Origin of the sequence: Runella salmonicolor (assembly GCF_024158025.1) — a bacterium.
GTDB classification, from domain to species: Bacteria; Bacteroidota; Bacteroidia; order Cytophagales; family Spirosomataceae; genus Runella; species Runella salmonicolor.
Window position 1 is genome coordinate 14,068 of the sequence record NZ_JAMZEL010000005.1, and the last position, 16,378, is coordinate 30,445.

At 47.3% G+C, this 16,378-nt stretch carries 9 protein-coding genes; 7 read left to right on the plus strand and 2 right to left on the minus strand.

Translation table 11 applies throughout. The annotated features are described in order from the left end of the window. Positions 1 to 138: 138 nt before the first annotated feature. A complete protein-coding gene (locus tag NCI00_RS13485; protein WP_253528383.1) occupies positions 139 to 1,212 on the minus strand; it encodes a hypothetical protein in 1,074 nt (357 codons plus the stop codon). A gap of 145 nt (positions 1,213 to 1,357) precedes the next feature. Here NCI00_RS13485 and NCI00_RS13490 point away from each other — a divergent pair, with 145 nt between their 5' ends. Next, complete coding sequence (locus tag NCI00_RS13490; RefSeq protein WP_253528385.1) at positions 1,358 to 2,089, plus strand: hypothetical protein; 732 nt, start codon at positions 1,358 to 1,360, stop codon at positions 2,087 to 2,089. Positions 2,090 to 2,176: 87 nt separating this feature from the next. Here NCI00_RS13490 and NCI00_RS13495 read toward each other — a convergent pair whose 3' ends face one another. Beyond that, on the minus strand, positions 2,177 to 4,234 hold the full coding sequence (locus tag NCI00_RS13495) for a hypothetical protein (RefSeq protein WP_253528387.1): 2,058 nt from the start codon (positions 4,232 to 4,234) through the stop codon (positions 2,177 to 2,179). Positions 4,235 to 4,496: 262 nt separating this feature from the next. On the opposite strand from NCI00_RS13495, the gene NCI00_RS13500 reads away from it, so the two are divergent. From NCI00_RS13500 to NCI00_RS13525, 6 genes are all read left to right on the plus strand, one after another. After that, positions 4,497 to 7,217: a substrate-binding domain-containing protein gene (locus NCI00_RS13500; RefSeq protein WP_253528389.1), complete on the plus strand. Its 2,721-nt coding sequence runs from the start codon at positions 4,497 to 4,499 to the stop codon at positions 7,215 to 7,217. A 344-nt stretch (positions 7,218 to 7,561) separates the two neighbouring features. Then, on the plus strand, positions 7,562 to 8,887 hold the full coding sequence (locus NCI00_RS13505; protein WP_253528391.1) for a sugar porter family MFS transporter: 1,326 nt from the start codon (positions 7,562 to 7,564) through the stop codon (positions 8,885 to 8,887). A gap of 21 nt (positions 8,888 to 8,908) precedes the next feature. Continuing rightward, positions 8,909 to 9,799: a carbohydrate kinase family protein gene (locus NCI00_RS13510; protein ID WP_253528393.1), complete on the plus strand. Its 891-nt coding sequence runs from the start codon at positions 8,909 to 8,911 to the stop codon at positions 9,797 to 9,799. A gap of 39 nt (positions 9,800 to 9,838) precedes the next feature. Continuing rightward, the gene (locus tag NCI00_RS13515; protein ID WP_253528395.1) at positions 9,839 to 12,976 is read left to right on the plus strand and encodes a SusC/RagA family TonB-linked outer membrane protein; all 3,138 of its coding nucleotides are present in this window, start codon (positions 9,839 to 9,841) and stop codon (positions 12,974 to 12,976) included. A gap of 21 nt (positions 12,977 to 12,997) precedes the next feature. Beyond that, entirely contained in the window at positions 12,998 to 14,704 is a 1,707-nt protein-coding gene (locus tag NCI00_RS13520; protein ID WP_253528397.1) for a RagB/SusD family nutrient uptake outer membrane protein, read from the plus strand. 115 nt (positions 14,705 to 14,819) lie between these two features. Beyond that, on the plus strand, positions 14,820 to 16,325 hold the full coding sequence (locus tag NCI00_RS13525) for a glycoside hydrolase family 32 protein (RefSeq protein ID WP_253528399.1): 1,506 nt from the start codon (positions 14,820 to 14,822) through the stop codon (positions 16,323 to 16,325). Positions 16,326 to 16,378: the final 53 nt, after the last annotated feature.

Consider the following 16,378-nt stretch of genomic DNA (forward strand, 5'->3'; position numbering starts at 1 on the left):
GTTAGGAACAATGAACGTCATGGTGATTGCTGGAATCAATTGCCCTTGGCAATCAAGTATAAAAGGCAAAAACGCCTTTTTATTCCTGCTTTTATTTAAATATTCCTAAAAGATTTTGAAGAAAACTGAGAAAACATCTCAGCCAATTTGCCGCAAAGCCAAGTGTTCGGCCACCAATGTCCAACAATGGGCTTCACATTCCCAGCGCATCTGAAACCACGGAGAGATGGCCAGACGGTACAACAACGGATTTTCGTAAGCCGTCAACAAACCCGCAATGAAGAAATAAAAACCCTCAAAATCAGCGTTCGAAACGGGAAGCCGGGCTTCGGGCACTCCTTTTACGCCCAACCTCATCAATGACGTCTTTAGGCAAATTTCGTCTAATATCGACAGCGGTTTTTGCAGAAGACACTGAGTATCAGCAATTAGTTTTTCGCGAATAGGCTCTAACTCGAAAATCACAAATGCCCCCATCAAACGCGCAACGTGGTAAATAATCGGCACCGTACGCGGATACTGGTGCGCACATCTGAAGGGCTGATTCAAATAACGGTTGGTTTCAATCACCGACCGGATATATTTCAAACTGTCTGTATCATGCTGATTAATAGGCAAATTATATTCATAAATACAATACAAAACATTAGCCAAAACACAGGCGTCAAACTCGATGTACATGTTTTTACCAAACCACGTTGAATACCCTTTCAGTAGCCGGTATTCGGGATAAGTATTTTGAATGAATTGCTTTGTACCGTTGGCGTGTAAACTCAATTTTTCTTTAAGCCAAAGCACCTCCTCCCGCGTGGGCGCCGAAGTGAGATAAATCATGGCCGTGTCGTCGGTATCATCAGGAATTCGAAAATGCTCAAAATGCCGAAACAAATGGCCGTTCGGAAAATGTTTGGAAGGCGTTGTTTTCCAGAAATTGTAGGTTTTGAGCCCGTCTTTATTCTGAAATTTTGGGTAATTCTGAACGCCCTTTTGCGCAATTTCATCCACCAATCGTTGACTTTGGGCCGAAAGAAACGGTTTCAGTTTTTGCAACGTAAACACAATCACCGCCGTAAAAAACACCGTCGTATCGGGGCGTTGGTATCCAATTAGGCGATTAGTGCGCTGCGCTGGAAATAATCCTTCGTCAAAATACCCCTCTCCTCTCGACTGCAAGGCCGCAATCCGCGCTATGGTTTCATCCAATACATTCATTCTGAAAATTTCAAGTTGCGAATATCGTAAAACATTTTCTGTTCAAAGAAATCAGTCGACAATTTCCCTGTAAATCAGCACATTAAAAGTTTGGCACGAATGTTGTTACTAGCCTTTTATACAAACCTTAATCCCATAAGTTGTTATGAAGAAAATATACACTCTTGTCATCGGGTTACTCGTAACGGGCATGAGTTTTGCCCAACAAAGTTTTATTTTATCGCACATTGACCACCGAGGTTTTGTGAATTTTTCGGGCGGTACCAGCATTCCCGTCAAATCTCTGATGAAAGCAGATCCCAACGCATCTTCGGAAATCAGCGCTTTGCGAGGCTCGTCCATGCAAGTATCGGCGGGGTACCGCCTTACGCGGCGGATAGGAATTATGGGGTCTTTTACCAACTGCCTTAACCAAACAAGCACACTCAAACTCGTTGAAAGTATACAAAAAAGCCATCCAGGCGGCACATGGGCGTCTTCGGGCGGCACGTGGAACTGTTCGCATTTTTTGGCAGGGCCTTACATGACCTTCAAAGCAGGAATTTGGATGTTTGACGCACGCGTTACGGGGGGCTATTCGTGGATTCAGCGTCCCTTCACCGAGCTGAAAGGAACATTTTTTGACGTTCCGCTGACTATTAAAACTGCCCAGAGCCGCAACGGCTCGTTTTCGGTAGGAAGCGGCGCGAGCGTTCGTTGCAAAATCACGCGCAATTTTGCCCTTGCCGTCCATGCCGACTATGTGAGCACCAAAGCGTCTTTCAACGACATTACCAGTACCTTAACCATTGGAAAAGACAAAGGCGACGAAAAAATCAGCGAAGTGCACCCTATCGGCTTACTGAGTGTCGGCGGTGGACTGAGCTTGTTATTCTAAGCCAGTAAATGCTGAAAATTTAACGATATAAAAAAGCAGGGCGGTTGAAGCAAAATCTTCAACCGCCTGTTTTTTTATAAAATCTTCTCAACGCTGGATGGTACATTTGACAAACGAGCTCGGTTGCCAGCCTTTTTTCCAACCCGTTTTGGGGAGGGACTTACGCGCAGTTTTCAACAACCCCTCCGCGCTAGACTGCATTGGCACATACCGTTGGGTCAAATCACTGGCCGACGAATCCTTCAATTTCATTTCAACATTGGTCCAGTTGAATTCCACAAAATTCAGAAATTGCTGAACCGAAGCCCGTAGTTTGGAATCTTCGTCGTAACGAAAGGCCGTCACATAGATGGAACGGCCGTCGGGCAAGCCGACGGAGGTGTGCGTTTGTAAGAAATTATTACCCGAAAAGTTCTTAAACTCGTAGCGCTCTCCCGTCGATACTTTATTCACATCCGCAAAATTTTCTTGTGGAATATACCAGTTAAATTTCCAAAGAATATCGGTCGCTTTGCAGGACTCTACAATGAAGCCGTTGTAAAGTGGAGTATCATTTTTAAACTTATTCTCGCGACTTTCAAACGTCGCCTGCGTGCCCACCTCCTGCGTGATGGACCCGATTTTGCAGTTTCCCATCGCAAACGTCACCCCTGTGCCTTTGGCCAAATGTAGCCTGTCGATGGTTAAATCCGAACCCAAAGGTTGCACATAATTCTTCTTGGCGGGGATTCGGCACACAAATGTACCGATACGGTGCCGCCCGTCGGGCACATCGGGATAGTTAAAATAATACCCGTCGCCATAAAGCTTTAGCCGAACGTCGGTTTCTACCTCGTCAAATACCGCTCCCGTAATGGCTTTATTGAGCCACAACACCGTCATTTCGTTCATCACCGACTCACTCATAAACGCCGAATTGGTATTTTTGACCAACATTTTTTTGATACGAAAACTACTTTTCGGACTTCGATAGGAGGTCCAAGTATGCTTAGAGCCGACCCAAGAAAGATTTTTTTTCAGCATATTGGGGTAGGCCGCGGCATCGGCTACGCCTGGCTTTCGTAGTACGTCTTCCATCACATAGTTGTCGATGCGTACGTTGTTGATGGCCTGCGTGTACAGCACAATAGCGCAGGAATACTTGGCATACAGGTGTTTAATGTACAAACTATCCTTGCGTTTATGAACGGTAGGGTCTACTTGGTTTTCAAACGTAAACGTATAAAAAGGCTTCTCGATGGGCGCATCCCCCCACACTTCTTTGTCCTGTTGCGCATACAAAGAATCAATGATAACGGCCCGGTGGGCGCCCCGCACGTTGACACCCCACACCGCAAAATCATCTTTTTGTAGATTCAGGCAATTAAACCCGTTGATTTCCCGAAAAGCTTTGACCCGTATTCGGTCATAACCGCTGTCACGTTCTTGGTCGCGGGTAAAAATATTTATTGCACACATTGGGATATTTCTAAACGTAATCGACCCCATTGTTAATCGCGATTTGGGGTTATTGGCGGGGGCTGTGATTTGCAGAAACGCCTCTCCGCCTTCGTTTATCGGATTAGCGATTTTAAGATTAGAAGTATTTCCATCAAGGGTTAACGAACCTCCTAACGTCAACTCCTGAATATCTTCCAAATGAAGCACTTTGATTTTGTTAAGTCCATTTTGGGCTTTTAAAACGGTATTTTGGAAGTAGAAACGTAACCTTCTAGGATTGACGAGTTGCTTAGGCGTAATAACAATTGGAGCAATCGTGTAGGTTTTGGCCGCAAAATTGACGCGGTCGCAAGCTGCTAAGGCCCACAACAAACCCTCATTGATGGGAACTGAGGGATTGTCAAGAAACCAGTCAATATTTACACCGTCTTCATACTCAAATATCCGCTTATATCGGCCTTTAATGGCCCGACTGGCACTTTCCAGCACCGTACCACCGTTGGCAATAGACTCATTATCAGTAGCATCGTACTTCCAATCGCCTTGCTTTCCAGCGTCAGTAACACGATAGATTTTATAAGAAGAGGGGTTTTTCAAAGTTATCAATCCACGGAGACTTATGGACTCTATCTGCGCCTGAGCCGAACCTACAAGCACAAACAGTAAAAGACAAAAAATATAAAACGACGATTTAGGCATGGGCATACAGGTGATTCTGGTTATTAACTCCGAATGGCCCCAAAATCGTTTATACTTTTGGGAAAACCTTGCTTAAAAAGCTAAAATAAACATTCTAAGTAGCGGAGTGAATGTCCCCCTCAAATGTTTTTGAAGAGTTGAAAGACTACAAAAAGGTGATTAATAGAAAATGGGTTATTGAAATCTAGCTAATTTTTTCTTTGGAAAATACCAGAACAATGATGCTTTTGACTATTTTAGGTATTTTCGTCCCGAAGGCAAAAAAACCATGCGACTACGGCTATTACTTCTTTTGATATGGATAGGTTGGGGCTGTCAAACGCCCACTGAAAAGAAAACCTATACCATTGGTTTTTCGCAATGCACAGGCGGCGATGAGTGGCGGCGGGTCATGCTCAACGACATGAAACGCGAACTGGCCCTTTACCCTCATTTTCAACTACTGTACAAAGACGCCGCCAACAGTACGGCTACCCAATTGGCCCAAATAAAGGAATTGGTACGGCAAGACATTGACTTACTTATTATTTCCCCCAACGAAACCTCGTCCGTTTTAACGGCTGCCATTGATGAAGTTTTCCAAAAAGGCATTCCCGTGGTATTGCTCGACCGCAAAATCACCTCCGACTCCTACAATTCCTTCATCGGGGCCGACAACCTTGAAATTGGGCGTATGGTGGGTGAGGCAGTTCCTACACTCCTAAAAAACGGCGGTAAAGTGGTTGAAATATGGGGACTTGCAAGCTCCTCACCCGCGCAGGAACGCCACAAGGGGTTGCTGGAAGGCATTGCCAAAGCGCCTAAGATTCAGATTAGTGGCCAATTGTATGGGCAATGGGAACAAGATACCGCCCGAAAAGTAGCATTGGCAAATCTTGACGTACTTCGTGAAGCTGATTTGGTTTTTGCGCACAACGACGTCATGGCGCTGAGTGTTCAACGAGTGTGTCAAGAAGCGGGCATCAGTCCGTTGCCGCTTTTTGTGGGCATCGATGGACTTCCTGGCCCCAAAAGTGGTTTACAAAAAATCATGGATGGTACCCTCACGGCCACGTTTTTGTATCCTACTGGCGGAGAGGAAGCCATCGAAGTCGCCGCCCAAATCTTGGCTGGGAAAGCCGCCAAACGCGAATATCTATTGAATTCCATTCGGATTGACCGCAGTAATATCAAAGCCATCAAAGCCCAGAGCGACAAGTTGTTACACCAACAACAAGACATCGAAAAGCTCAACCAACGAATCGGCCAGTTGAACGATACCTACGCCAGTCAGAAGAATGCGCTGTATGTCATCATTACGTGTCTGGTGTTGGCGGTATTGCTGGGAATTTGGGCGCTGTATTTGGTGAGAGCCAAGCAGTTGTCCAATAAAAAATTAGAACTCCAGAATCGACAAATCAACGAGCAAAAAGACAAAATTGAGGAGGTTTCCAACAAAGCCCGTCAGGCTACGGAAGAGAAACTTCGCTTTTATTCGTACATCTCCCACGAGTTTCGAACGCCGCTGAGTTTGATTCTTACGCCCGTAGAAGATTTACTGATTCAAAAAGCTATTTCACAAAAAGACCTCAAATCGGGTTTGTTATACATCCAAAAAAACGCCCATCGGTTGCTGCGACTGGTAGACCAAATGCTCGACCTCCGCAAAACCGACGCTGGCAAGCAACTTCTTTTAGCATCTGAACAGGACATTGTGCAATTTCTCCGGGACATTGTGACGGATTTTCAGCAGAAAGCCCACAAATCCAAAATTGATTTACAATTTATCACTTCTACTACGCTACTTCCCCTTTGGTTTGACGCCGAAAAGCTCGACAAAGTATTGTTCAATCTGCTTTCCAACGCCTTCAAATACACGCCGAAGGGCGGTTATATCCACGTAGTATTGCAAGAAACCGCCAAAAACGTGCAAATTATTATCAAAGACAACGGCGAAGGAATGTCGGAAACCGAAAAAGAGCGTGCGTTTGATTTGTATTTTAGCGGACAAAAAAAGTACAGCCTCGGCACGGGACTCGGTTTGGCGTTGTCGCGGGAGTTTGTGCATTTACACCACGGCGAAATTGAAGTCACTTCCACCAAAAACGAAGGGACAACATTCGCCATTTCGTTACCCAAAGGAGACACCCATTTGATGCCTGATGAAAAGGCGCTTTTGGACAAAACGGAACGCCCAACTCCTACCTTTTTGGAAGAAACCGAGGTAGTGCCCCCCACGCTAACCGCGGAGGTTTCTGGCGAAACAACCACCGTTGTATTGATTGAAGACAACATTGATTTGAGTCATTATATAGTAGACAAACTGGCTAAAATCGTCTCTATCAAGTCATTTACCACCGCCGAGCGCGGCTGGGAAGGAATTTTGTCTATGATTCCAGACCTGATTATTTGCGACGTAATGTTGCCCGGCATGGATGGATTTGAGCTGACCCAACGCGTCAAAGAAGATTTTCGAACGTCGCATATTCCCGTTTTGCTGCTTACCGCAAAAAGCCAAATCGACGCCAAAATCGAAGGCTCAAAAGCGGGAGCCGACGTGTATTTGACCAAACCCTTCAACACCACGCACCTGACCGAAACCATCAAAACTATGCTCAACAACCGCGCCAAGATTCAGCGGCGGTTTAGTTCAGAATACGTATTTGCCAACGAAAACAAAACCGAAAAACGTTTTCTCAACGAACTCACGGCGCGCATTGAAGCGCACATTGCCGATACTGAATTTGGAGTCGAAAAATTAAGCACCGACATGGGCATGTCGCGGGTGCAGTTGTACCGCAAAGTACACGCGCTGTTGCAGATGAACGTCAACGATTACATTACCGAAATCCGAATCAACAAAGCCAAAGCGCTCCTGCGCGACACCAACAAGAGTATTGCCGATGTAGCCTACGAAACGGGCTTCAACTCCGCTGCCTATTTCACCACGCTCTTCCGCCAAAAACAACATCAAACGCCTTCAGAATTTAGGAAAGGCGTTGGGGTTTGAGAACCCCAAGCGTTCGGTTATGAGTAACCGACGCCACGGTCGTGAACGCCGTTGTTGGTGTTTTTTCACCAACAACCTCCTCTTATCACTTTCTTTAGAGTGCGGAGGCAAACCTACTGCTCCATCCGCCAGCTTCGCCCCTGACCCATTGCTCCCAAGCCATGTACGATTTTTGAAAATAGCCGTAACATTTTTGAAAGAAAATTATCAATCAACGATTATAAAGCCCTAAAAAACAACAGCTTACACATTGTACGAAATTTATAAGTATTTGAAAGAATACCAAAATCCGATGCACTGACGACCTGCTACTTTTGACCCATTCCTTTAAATCTTTTACACGAATGAGTCGTCAGAACAGCATCTTCTTTTGGTCCATTACTGCCGCATTGGGCGGTTTTCTTTTCGGGTTTGATACGGCCGTTATTTCGGGTGTAGAGCAAACCCTCCAACGGCTTTGGTCACTCACTCCTTTCCAACACGGCCTGACCGTTTCTATCGCCTTAATCGGAACCGTGGTGGGGTCGTTTTTTGGCGGCATTCCTGCCGACCGCCTCGGGCGCAAAAAGACGTTGTTCTGGATTGCCGTTTCGTATTTACTCTCGGCGCTTGGCACGGCCTTGGCCCACGATTGGAGTTTGTTTTTGGTGTTCCGCTTTCTGGGCGGTTTGGGCGTAGGCGCTTCGTCAGTAGCGGCGCCGATGTACATCACCGAAATTTCGCCGGCCCGTTCGCGCGGCAAAATGGTGGCGATGTTTCAATTCAATGTCGTTTTCGGAATTCTGATTGCCTACATTTCCAATTATTTTCTACAAGATATTCCGCAGGAAGCATGGCGTTGGATGTTGGGCGTGCAGGCATTTCCAGCGTTGTTGTTTATCATTACGGTGCTCAACATTCCCGAAAGTCCGCGTTGGTTAGTCTTAAAGAAAGGCAAAACCGCCGAGGCCTTGTCTATTCTTCAAATCATTGACCCCGAAACCGCTATCCAAACGCTTGAGCGCATTTCCAACAGCCAAGCCGATACCACTCAACGCAAACCCCAACTTTTTTCGGGCAAGTATAAAACCCCTGTGATGCTGGCGGTGCTGTTTGCTCTTTTCAACCAACTTTCGGGCATCAACGCCATCATCTACTACGCACCACGCATTTTTGAAATGACTGGTTTGGGCAAAGATTCGGCCTTGCTTTCGTCGGCGGGTATTGGGTTGACCAATTTGGTTTTCACGCTGTTGGCCCTGAATGTCATTGACCGTTTCGGTCGCCGTAAGTTGATGCTCGTGGGTTCAATAGGTTTGATTGTGACGCTGGGTTTGGTAGCGCGTGCCTTCTATTTAGAAGATTTCGGCATGACCGTTCCAGTTTTGCTTTTTGTGTACATCGCTTTTTTTGCCTTCTCTCAGGGAGCGGTGATTTGGGTGTTTATTTCGGAAATCTTCCCCAACGAAGTACGCGCCAACGGTCAGGCATTAGGGAGTTTTACGCACTGGATTATGGCGGCCATTGTAGCCTTCAGCTTCCCGTCTATTGCGGCCTATTTGGGCGGCGGCAATACGTTTCTGTTCTTCTCTGGCATGATGCTACTCCAACTGCTTTTTGTCTGGAAAATCATGCCCGAAACCAAGGGCTCTTCGCTCGAAAAAATCGAACCTACCGTTTTTGCTCACTAAGACTTTAATCCTTCTACCAATATGAAAACCAACATTATTTGTTTTGGAGAAATGCTTTGGGATGTGTTGCCCACGGGAAAACAGCCTGGTGGAGCGCCGATGAACGTGGCCGTTCACCTCAAAAATCTAGGCCATAACCCTCAGATGATCAGCCGCATCGGCCACGATGAATTAGGCAAGGAACTCCTCGATTTTCTCAAAGAAAAAGGACTAACTACCGACTTGATTCAACAAGGCGAAACGCACCTGACGGGCGTGGTTAAGGCCAACGTCAGCGACAAAAACGAAGTTACCTACAAGATTGTCCAGCCCGTGGCTTGGGACTATATCCAATGCGATGAAGCCCTCGAAACCACCGTCGCCAATGCCGATGTATTTGTGTACGGCAGCTTGGCCGCTCGCAGTGCGGCGTCGGCCGATACGCTTTTTCGATTGCTCAAAAAAGCGCGTTTCAAGGTTTTTGACGTCAATCTGCGCGCTCCGCATTATGACCAAAATACGCTTGAACAACTCTTGCGCGCTGCCGATATGGTCAAGATGAATGCCAACGAACTAGACATGCTGGCAGCGTGGTACGCGCCCAATGACGACGAGCAAAGCGCCATCATCACTTTGGCTGAAACCTTTGATATTCAAACCATTTGCGTAACCAAAGGCGAGCACGGAGCTATGCTATGGACGGGTGGAAAATTCTACCAAAGTGCAGGTTTTCGGGTCGACGTCCAAGACACCATCGGTAGTGGTGATTCGTTTTTGGCCGCCTTGCTCACCTGTCTGTTAGAAGGTCAATCCCCCGCCGACAGTGTGCAGTTTGCCTGCGCCATGGGCTCGTTGGTTGCCACGTATCGCGGTGCTACGCCTTTGGTTACTGCTTCCGAAATTCATTCTTTTCTCACCCCCCAAATACAATAACAATCTACTATGAACACTAAAATTCTCTACTTAACCAAGATGAAGCACTATCTTCCGGTCATCGCAGCGTGGCTGCTTTCGCTGCAAATCGTTTTGGCGCAACGCGTCGTAACGGGCAGCGTTACGGGCGAAGACAACAACGAGCCACTCGTAGGTGCCAGCATTCTGGTGGCTGGTACCACCATCGGAACTACCGCCAACGCCGAAGGTAAATTCTCGATTTCAGTACCCGACAACGCCACCACGCTCAAAGTTTCGTTCATCGGTTACACCACCAAAGAGGTTTCAATTACTAGAATCAGCACAGTAAACGTCAGCCTCACTCCCGGCGGCGCCCTCGGCGAAGTAGTGGTGGTGGGCTACACTACGCAGCGAAAAGAAGATTTGACGGGCTCGGTAGCGGTGGTTGAATTGGCCCCCATCAAAAACAACAGCTCAGGCAATCCCATGCAGTCTTTGCAAGGACGGGTACCGGGCTTGTACATCGAAAGAGACGGCTCTCCCAACGGTTCCAACAGCCGAATCTTGATTCGCGGGGCCAATACTTTGGGAAACAACGACCCGCTTTACGTCATTGATGGAATTCCGACCACACGCCCCGAAGTGTTCCAAAACATGAACCCAGCCAACATTGAGTCTATTCAGGTGTTGAAAGATGCCTCGGCCGAATCCATTTACGGAGCGCGCGCTTCCAACGGCGTGATTATCGTCACCACCAAAAACGGCGGCAATACCAACGGCAAAATCGAATTTCAGTTCAACAGCAGTGTATCGGCACAATCTGAAAAATCAATGCGCTTCAAAATGCTGAACGCCGTCGACAGAGGCCGCGCTTTGTGGCAAGCATCGGTCAATGACGGCCAAGACCCCGCGGCAGGTTACGGTGAGATTTACGATTTTAATTGGAACAAAAACTTTAGTAATCCCGTATTGACGGGCGTGACGGTGAAGCCTTTCGTGGGCGGCGACCCCAATACACCCGCCGGTGATACCGATTGGCAAGATGTAATGTACAAAACGGGCATCGTGACCAGAAATGACTTTACAGCTTCATACGGCACCAAAACCTCCTCACTCGAAATAAACTTGGGCCACCTCAAGAATACAGGGATGCTGCGGTTTACCAACTACGACCGTTTGAGTGGCAGCATCAATGCCCTCACCCGCGCCTTTGATGATAAAGTGCGCTTTGGCATCAACTTACGCGTTGCCAACTCCAACGAAACCCTGACTGCCAACGACTTAGGCGGCGCTTCCACTACTTCATTGGCCGTTACGTTAGTTCCAACCATTCCTGTTTTCCAAAAAGACGGGGTTACTTATGCGGGGGCTTCTGGAGCAGGCTATTCTGACCGTAACAACCCACTCCACATGCAGGACATTGCCAAGTGGAACAACGCCAACCGTTTGAGCACCTTCGGAAATATTTTTGTAGAAATTCAACCCATCAAAAACCTGTTTTTCAAATCAAATTTGGGCGCAGATGATGCGCGCTTTTTGAATAAAGTAATCACGCCAACCTTTTCGGAAGGAGCGTTTAACCGCACCACCAACAGCTTATTCTTTGACCAAAACCATTTTTTGAGCACTACTTGGTCAAATACATTGCGGTACAATTGGGACCTGAACGACAAAAATCACTTCAAGTTTTTGGTTGGAACTGAATACATCAAAACAGATTTGAACTTCCAAACCACCAAAAAAGAAGGATTTGCCCTGCAAACCGAAGATTATTTTACGCTGAACGCTGGCACAGGCAACACCACCGTAACGGGCGGCTCAACTGGCCACCGTTTGCTGTCGCAGTTTGCGCGGGTTGATTATAATTTTTCGGATAAATACTTAGTGGCGGTCACTATTCGTCGCGACGGTTCGTCTCGTTTTGGTACCGACAACCGCTACGGTATTTTCCCAGCAGCTTCGTTGGGCTGGAGAATTGACCAAGAAGAATTCATGAAAAACAACAGCCTCTTTTCAGAACTGAAAGTAAGAATCGGTGCGGGGCGCGTTGGAAATCAACAAATTGGCGACTTGGCTCGTTTCGGATTGTTTGATACCCGCTATGGCACCACGCAGGCACAGTTGGTGGGTGGTTTTTGGGAACAGTACATGAACATCGGCACGGCCTATGCTTTATCAGGGGCCAATACGGGCACATTGCCTTCAGGCTTTGTTCAAACCCAAGCCGCCAACTCAGCACTGAAATGGGAAACCACCGACGAAATCAACGTCGGAACTGATTTTGCCATTTTGAACAATCGCATCTTTGGATCTTTTGATTATTTTACCCGTAAAACCTCGGGTATTTTGATTACTCCTCCCGTTGCTTCCGCGCTTGGCGAAGGACAGTCAAAAGCCGTAAACGGAGCCTCAAAATCAAACAAAGGCTGGGAATTTGTGCTGGGCTATCGCGGTATGACGCAACGGGATTTGAAATACAATGTTGTGGCAAACTTCACCCACTTCCGGGATAGAATTACCGAACTGCCCGAGAACGTACGCCCTGCCTACGCCGGTAACCTCGTCAATACCATCATCGGTCACTCCCAATTTGACATCTTTGGCTACAAAACCGACGGATTGTTCCAATCGCAATCGGAAGTAGACGCCGCCCCCGTGCAAGTAGGCGCAGGGCCAGGCCGAATCCGCTACGTGGACATCAACAACGACAACAGAATCGACGATTTGGACAGAACATGGATTGGTACTACCCTGCCCGCGTTGGAGTACGGGTTGCGGGTTGATTTGACCTACAAAAAATTTGACCTGTCTCTCTTTGGTTCAGGCGTCGCTGGCCGCAAAGGTTTTGATGTCTATACGCTGTTCAATAATTTAATGAAAGGACGTGAGAACGTAGGCCCCGGCGTATTTGACGCTTGGACACCCCAAAATACCAATACTAATGTTCCCGCTTTGACCCTAAAAGATAACAACGGCGAAGGACGCACTTCTGACTACTTCATCGTCAATACATCTTATTTTAAAATGCGAAACATTCAATTGGGATACAGCATTAACGCCAAAGGAGTCTTTACTCGACTGCGCGTATTCGCCATGGCCGAAAACTTGTTTTGGTTTAAGAGCAAGAATTATTTAAGTCCTGACCCTGAGCGTATTGACCTTGGACCTGTACCTATTCCAAAAACGTTCACTTTCGGTGTTAACGCGTCATTTTAATACATTCTAATTAGAGCAAACATGAAAAAGAAACTATTCTCCACTATATTTATTTCGGGAATACTGGCGTTCAGCTCCTGCGAAAATGCCCTTGATTACACTCCTACGGGCGTATTGTCGTCCTCTGACCTCACCTCACCAACGGCCATTGACGGCTTGGTGACCTCCGCCTACGCCGCCATCGGCAACGGCGATATGATTGGGCCTATTTATAGCAATTGGGTGTACGGCAGCGTACGTTCCGACGACACCTACAAAGGCGGTGGCGGTACGGGCGACGTGGGAGAAATCGACGCCCTTGAGCACTACAATTTGGTCACGCCTACCATGGGCGCTTTCGTGACCCGTACGTGGCAAAATTTGTTTAAGTCCATTTCGAGATGTAATGTGGCGCTGCGCGCGGTCAACACCCTGACAGAAGCCAATTTTCCCAACAAAAAAATACGTTTGGCGGAGTTACGTTTTTTGAGAGCGCACAGCTATTTTACCATGAAGCTGCTGTACAAAAACATCCCAATTTTTGACGAAACGGCCACCGAAGCGGATATTTTAAAGGTTTCCAATACCCTGACCAATGAAGAATCATGGAACAAAATTGCGGCTGATTTCCAATTTGCCATTGACAATCTGCCCACCTCGCAGGCAGAATTAGGAAGAGCCAATAAACTATCAGCGCAGGCGTATTTGGCCAAATTAAGGCTGTATCAAGCTTACGAGCAGGACAGTAACCACAAAGTGACCAATATCAATAAAGGCCGCTTACAGGAAGTAGTGACGCTGACGCAGGCCGTGATTTCTTCAGGAAAATACAGCTTGAGCAAAGACATTGCCGACAACTTCCTGCCCGAAACCGAAAACGGTCCCGAGTCTATTTTCGCCATTCAGTTTACCGTCAATGACGGCACCACTGCGGGTCGCATGAGCTACGAAGATGGTCTGAATTACCCACACGGCGCGCCTCAATACGGGTGCTGCGGGTTTCATGCAGGAAGCCAGAATTTGGTCAATGCCCACACCACCGATGCCAACGGATTGCCCAATTTTGATACTTTCAACAACAAACCCGCCGATTTGGCCACCCAAACCGTTGACCCGCGCCTCGACCATACCGTAGGTATTGACGGGCATGTGTACAAATACGACAACACTAAGTTGTTCAGCAACAGCTGGGTACGCGACCCAGGCGTGTATGGTAATTTTCATACCATGCGCTTTCAGCAATTGGCCACGAGCGGGTCGTATTTCAAACTCGGTCCTTTTATGGGAACCGCTAAAAATTACGATATTCTTCGATACGATGATGTGCTGCTGATGCAGGCCGAGGCCTATATCCAATTGGGTCAACCCGCCAACGCGTTGCCGCTGATCAATCAAATCCGAGAAAGAGCCGCCGCCAGTACGGGCCGCCTCAAAAAACTCGACGGGACCTTTGCTTCAAAGTACAACGTAAAACCCTATTCGGCTACGGGCTGGACGCAGGAGTTTGCTTTCAAAGCTTTGCAATGGGAACGCCGTTTGGAGTTTGCAACCGAAGGTTCGCGCTTCTTTGACTTAGTTCGTTGGGGCATTGCTGAGCCCACGCTCAATGCCTACATCGCCAAAGAGAAAGTGAGCAGAACATACTTGGCAACGGCGAAATTTACCGCTGGACGCGATGAATATTTACCCATTCCGCAGGCTGAAATTACGTTTACCAACGGACTTTATAAGCAGAATCCAGGGTATTAAAAAACAAATACTGATAGATTAGAAACACATGAAAGAAATGGTAGTGGTTATATCTTACTGCTACCATTCTTATTGTAAAAAGGTACATTTGGAAACTTTTTAATGACACATACGAATGAAAAAAATAGCCCCTTGTCTGTTGTTTCTCCTTTTCTCAGTGGCTTGTTTTGCACAAAACAAACCCCAAGATTATCGTCCGCAGTACCACTATACCGCGCCAAAAAATTGGGTAAATGACCCCAATGGAATGGTGTATCTTGACGGAGAATACCATTTATTTTACCAATACAACCCTTTCGGTAATGTATGGGGGCACATGAGCTGGGGACATGCTGTGAGCAAAGACCTCAAAAACTGGGAAACGCTCCCCGTGGCCCTGCCTGAGTTTGACAACGCTGACGGAACCCAAACCATGATTTTTTCGGGCTGTGCCGTCATCGACAGCATGAATACTTCGGGCTTCTTTGAGAAAGGCTTTACCAAAGGAATGGTGGCGATTTTTACGTCGCACATTGAAGGCAAAGCCCAGCACCAGAGTATCGCGTACAGCGCCGATAAAGGCAGAACCTGGAAACGTTACGACAAAAACCCCGTGTTGGACTTAGGCATGAAGGACTTCCGCGACCCCAACGTGATTTGGTATCCCGAAAAGCAAGTCTGGATTATGACCGTCGTAAAGCCACTCGAATACATGGCTCAGTTTTATGAATCCAAAGACCTGAAAAATTGGACATTACTGAGTGAATTTGGCAAGCAAGGCGACATGACCAAGATTTGGGAATGCCCCTCCCTGACCAAAGTACCCGTGGAAGGAACCAATGAAACCAAGTGGGTTTTGATGATTTCGAGTGGGCACCGCCAAAAGAATTACTTGGCCATGCAGTATTTTGTGGGCGATTTTGACGGAAAAACCTTCACTCCCCAAAAACAAAATGAAATCCTGTACGTGGACGAAGGCAAGGATTTTTATGCGGCCATTCCCTTCAATAATTTGCCAAAATCGCACGCCAAACCCGTTATGATTGGCTGGATAAACGATTGGGAATACGCCCGCGAAATCCCGACTGGTGACACGTGGCGGGGTGGGTTTTCGGTGGCCCGAGAGTTTTCACTGAAAAAAACAACCGATGGACTCCGACTTGTTCAACAGCCCATTATTCAACTTAAAAGTGCCCAAAAAGAGGCTCTCAGCGTTAAAAACAAGGTGGTTGATGGCACGTATGAAGTGCCGTTCAAAGGCGAAGTATTTGATTTGACGCTAGAAATCCAACCACAACAGGCCAAGGTGGTCACGCTCAATGTCTTCCAAAGCCAAGGCGAAGCTACGGCCATCCGCTACGATGCCAACACTCAGGAATTATCCCTCGACCGCACGCGTTCGGGACAGGTGAATTTTCATCCGAGGTTTTCGAGCGTGGAGCGTGTGAAAGTGCCGTTGAAAGATGGGAAGCTTAAAATCAGGCTATTGGCCGACAAGTCAATCCTTGAGTTATTCGCGCAGGACGGCGAGCAAGCCCTGACCGAATGGGTTTTCCCTACAAAACACGAAGGCGGAATCACGTTGACGTCGGAAGGTGGAAAGGCGAAGATAACGACCCTTTCGGTTTATACAATTCATTAAAAATGCTAACGTCGGCGAGGTTTGAACCGGGGCGCGCAGCCCTCGCCGACGTT

Coding starts and splice junctions, on each gene's coding strand:
- NCI00_RS13495 (WP_253528387.1), bottom strand. CDS start 4,234: ATGCCCATGCCTAAATCGTCGTTTTATATTTTTTGTCTTTTACTGTTT.
- NCI00_RS13510 (WP_253528393.1), top strand. CDS start 8,909: ATGAAAACCAACATTATTTGTTTTGGAGAAATGCTTTGGGATGTGTTG.
- NCI00_RS13520 (WP_253528397.1), top strand. CDS start 12,998: ATGAAAAAGAAACTATTCTCCACTATATTTATTTCGGGAATACTGGCG.
- NCI00_RS13500 (WP_253528389.1), top strand. CDS start 4,497: ATGCGACTACGGCTATTACTTCTTTTGATATGGATAGGTTGGGGCTGT.
- NCI00_RS13505 (WP_253528391.1), top strand. CDS start 7,562: ATGAGTCGTCAGAACAGCATCTTCTTTTGGTCCATTACTGCCGCATTG.
- NCI00_RS13515 (WP_253528395.1), top strand. CDS start 9,839: ATGAAGCACTATCTTCCGGTCATCGCAGCGTGGCTGCTTTCGCTGCAA.
- NCI00_RS13490 (WP_253528385.1), top strand. CDS start 1,358: ATGAAGAAAATATACACTCTTGTCATCGGGTTACTCGTAACGGGCATG.
- NCI00_RS13525 (WP_253528399.1), top strand. CDS start 14,820: ATGAAAAAAATAGCCCCTTGTCTGTTGTTTCTCCTTTTCTCAGTGGCT.
- NCI00_RS13485 (WP_253528383.1), bottom strand. CDS start 1,212: ATGAATGTATTGGATGAAACCATAGCGCGGATTGCGGCCTTGCAGTCG.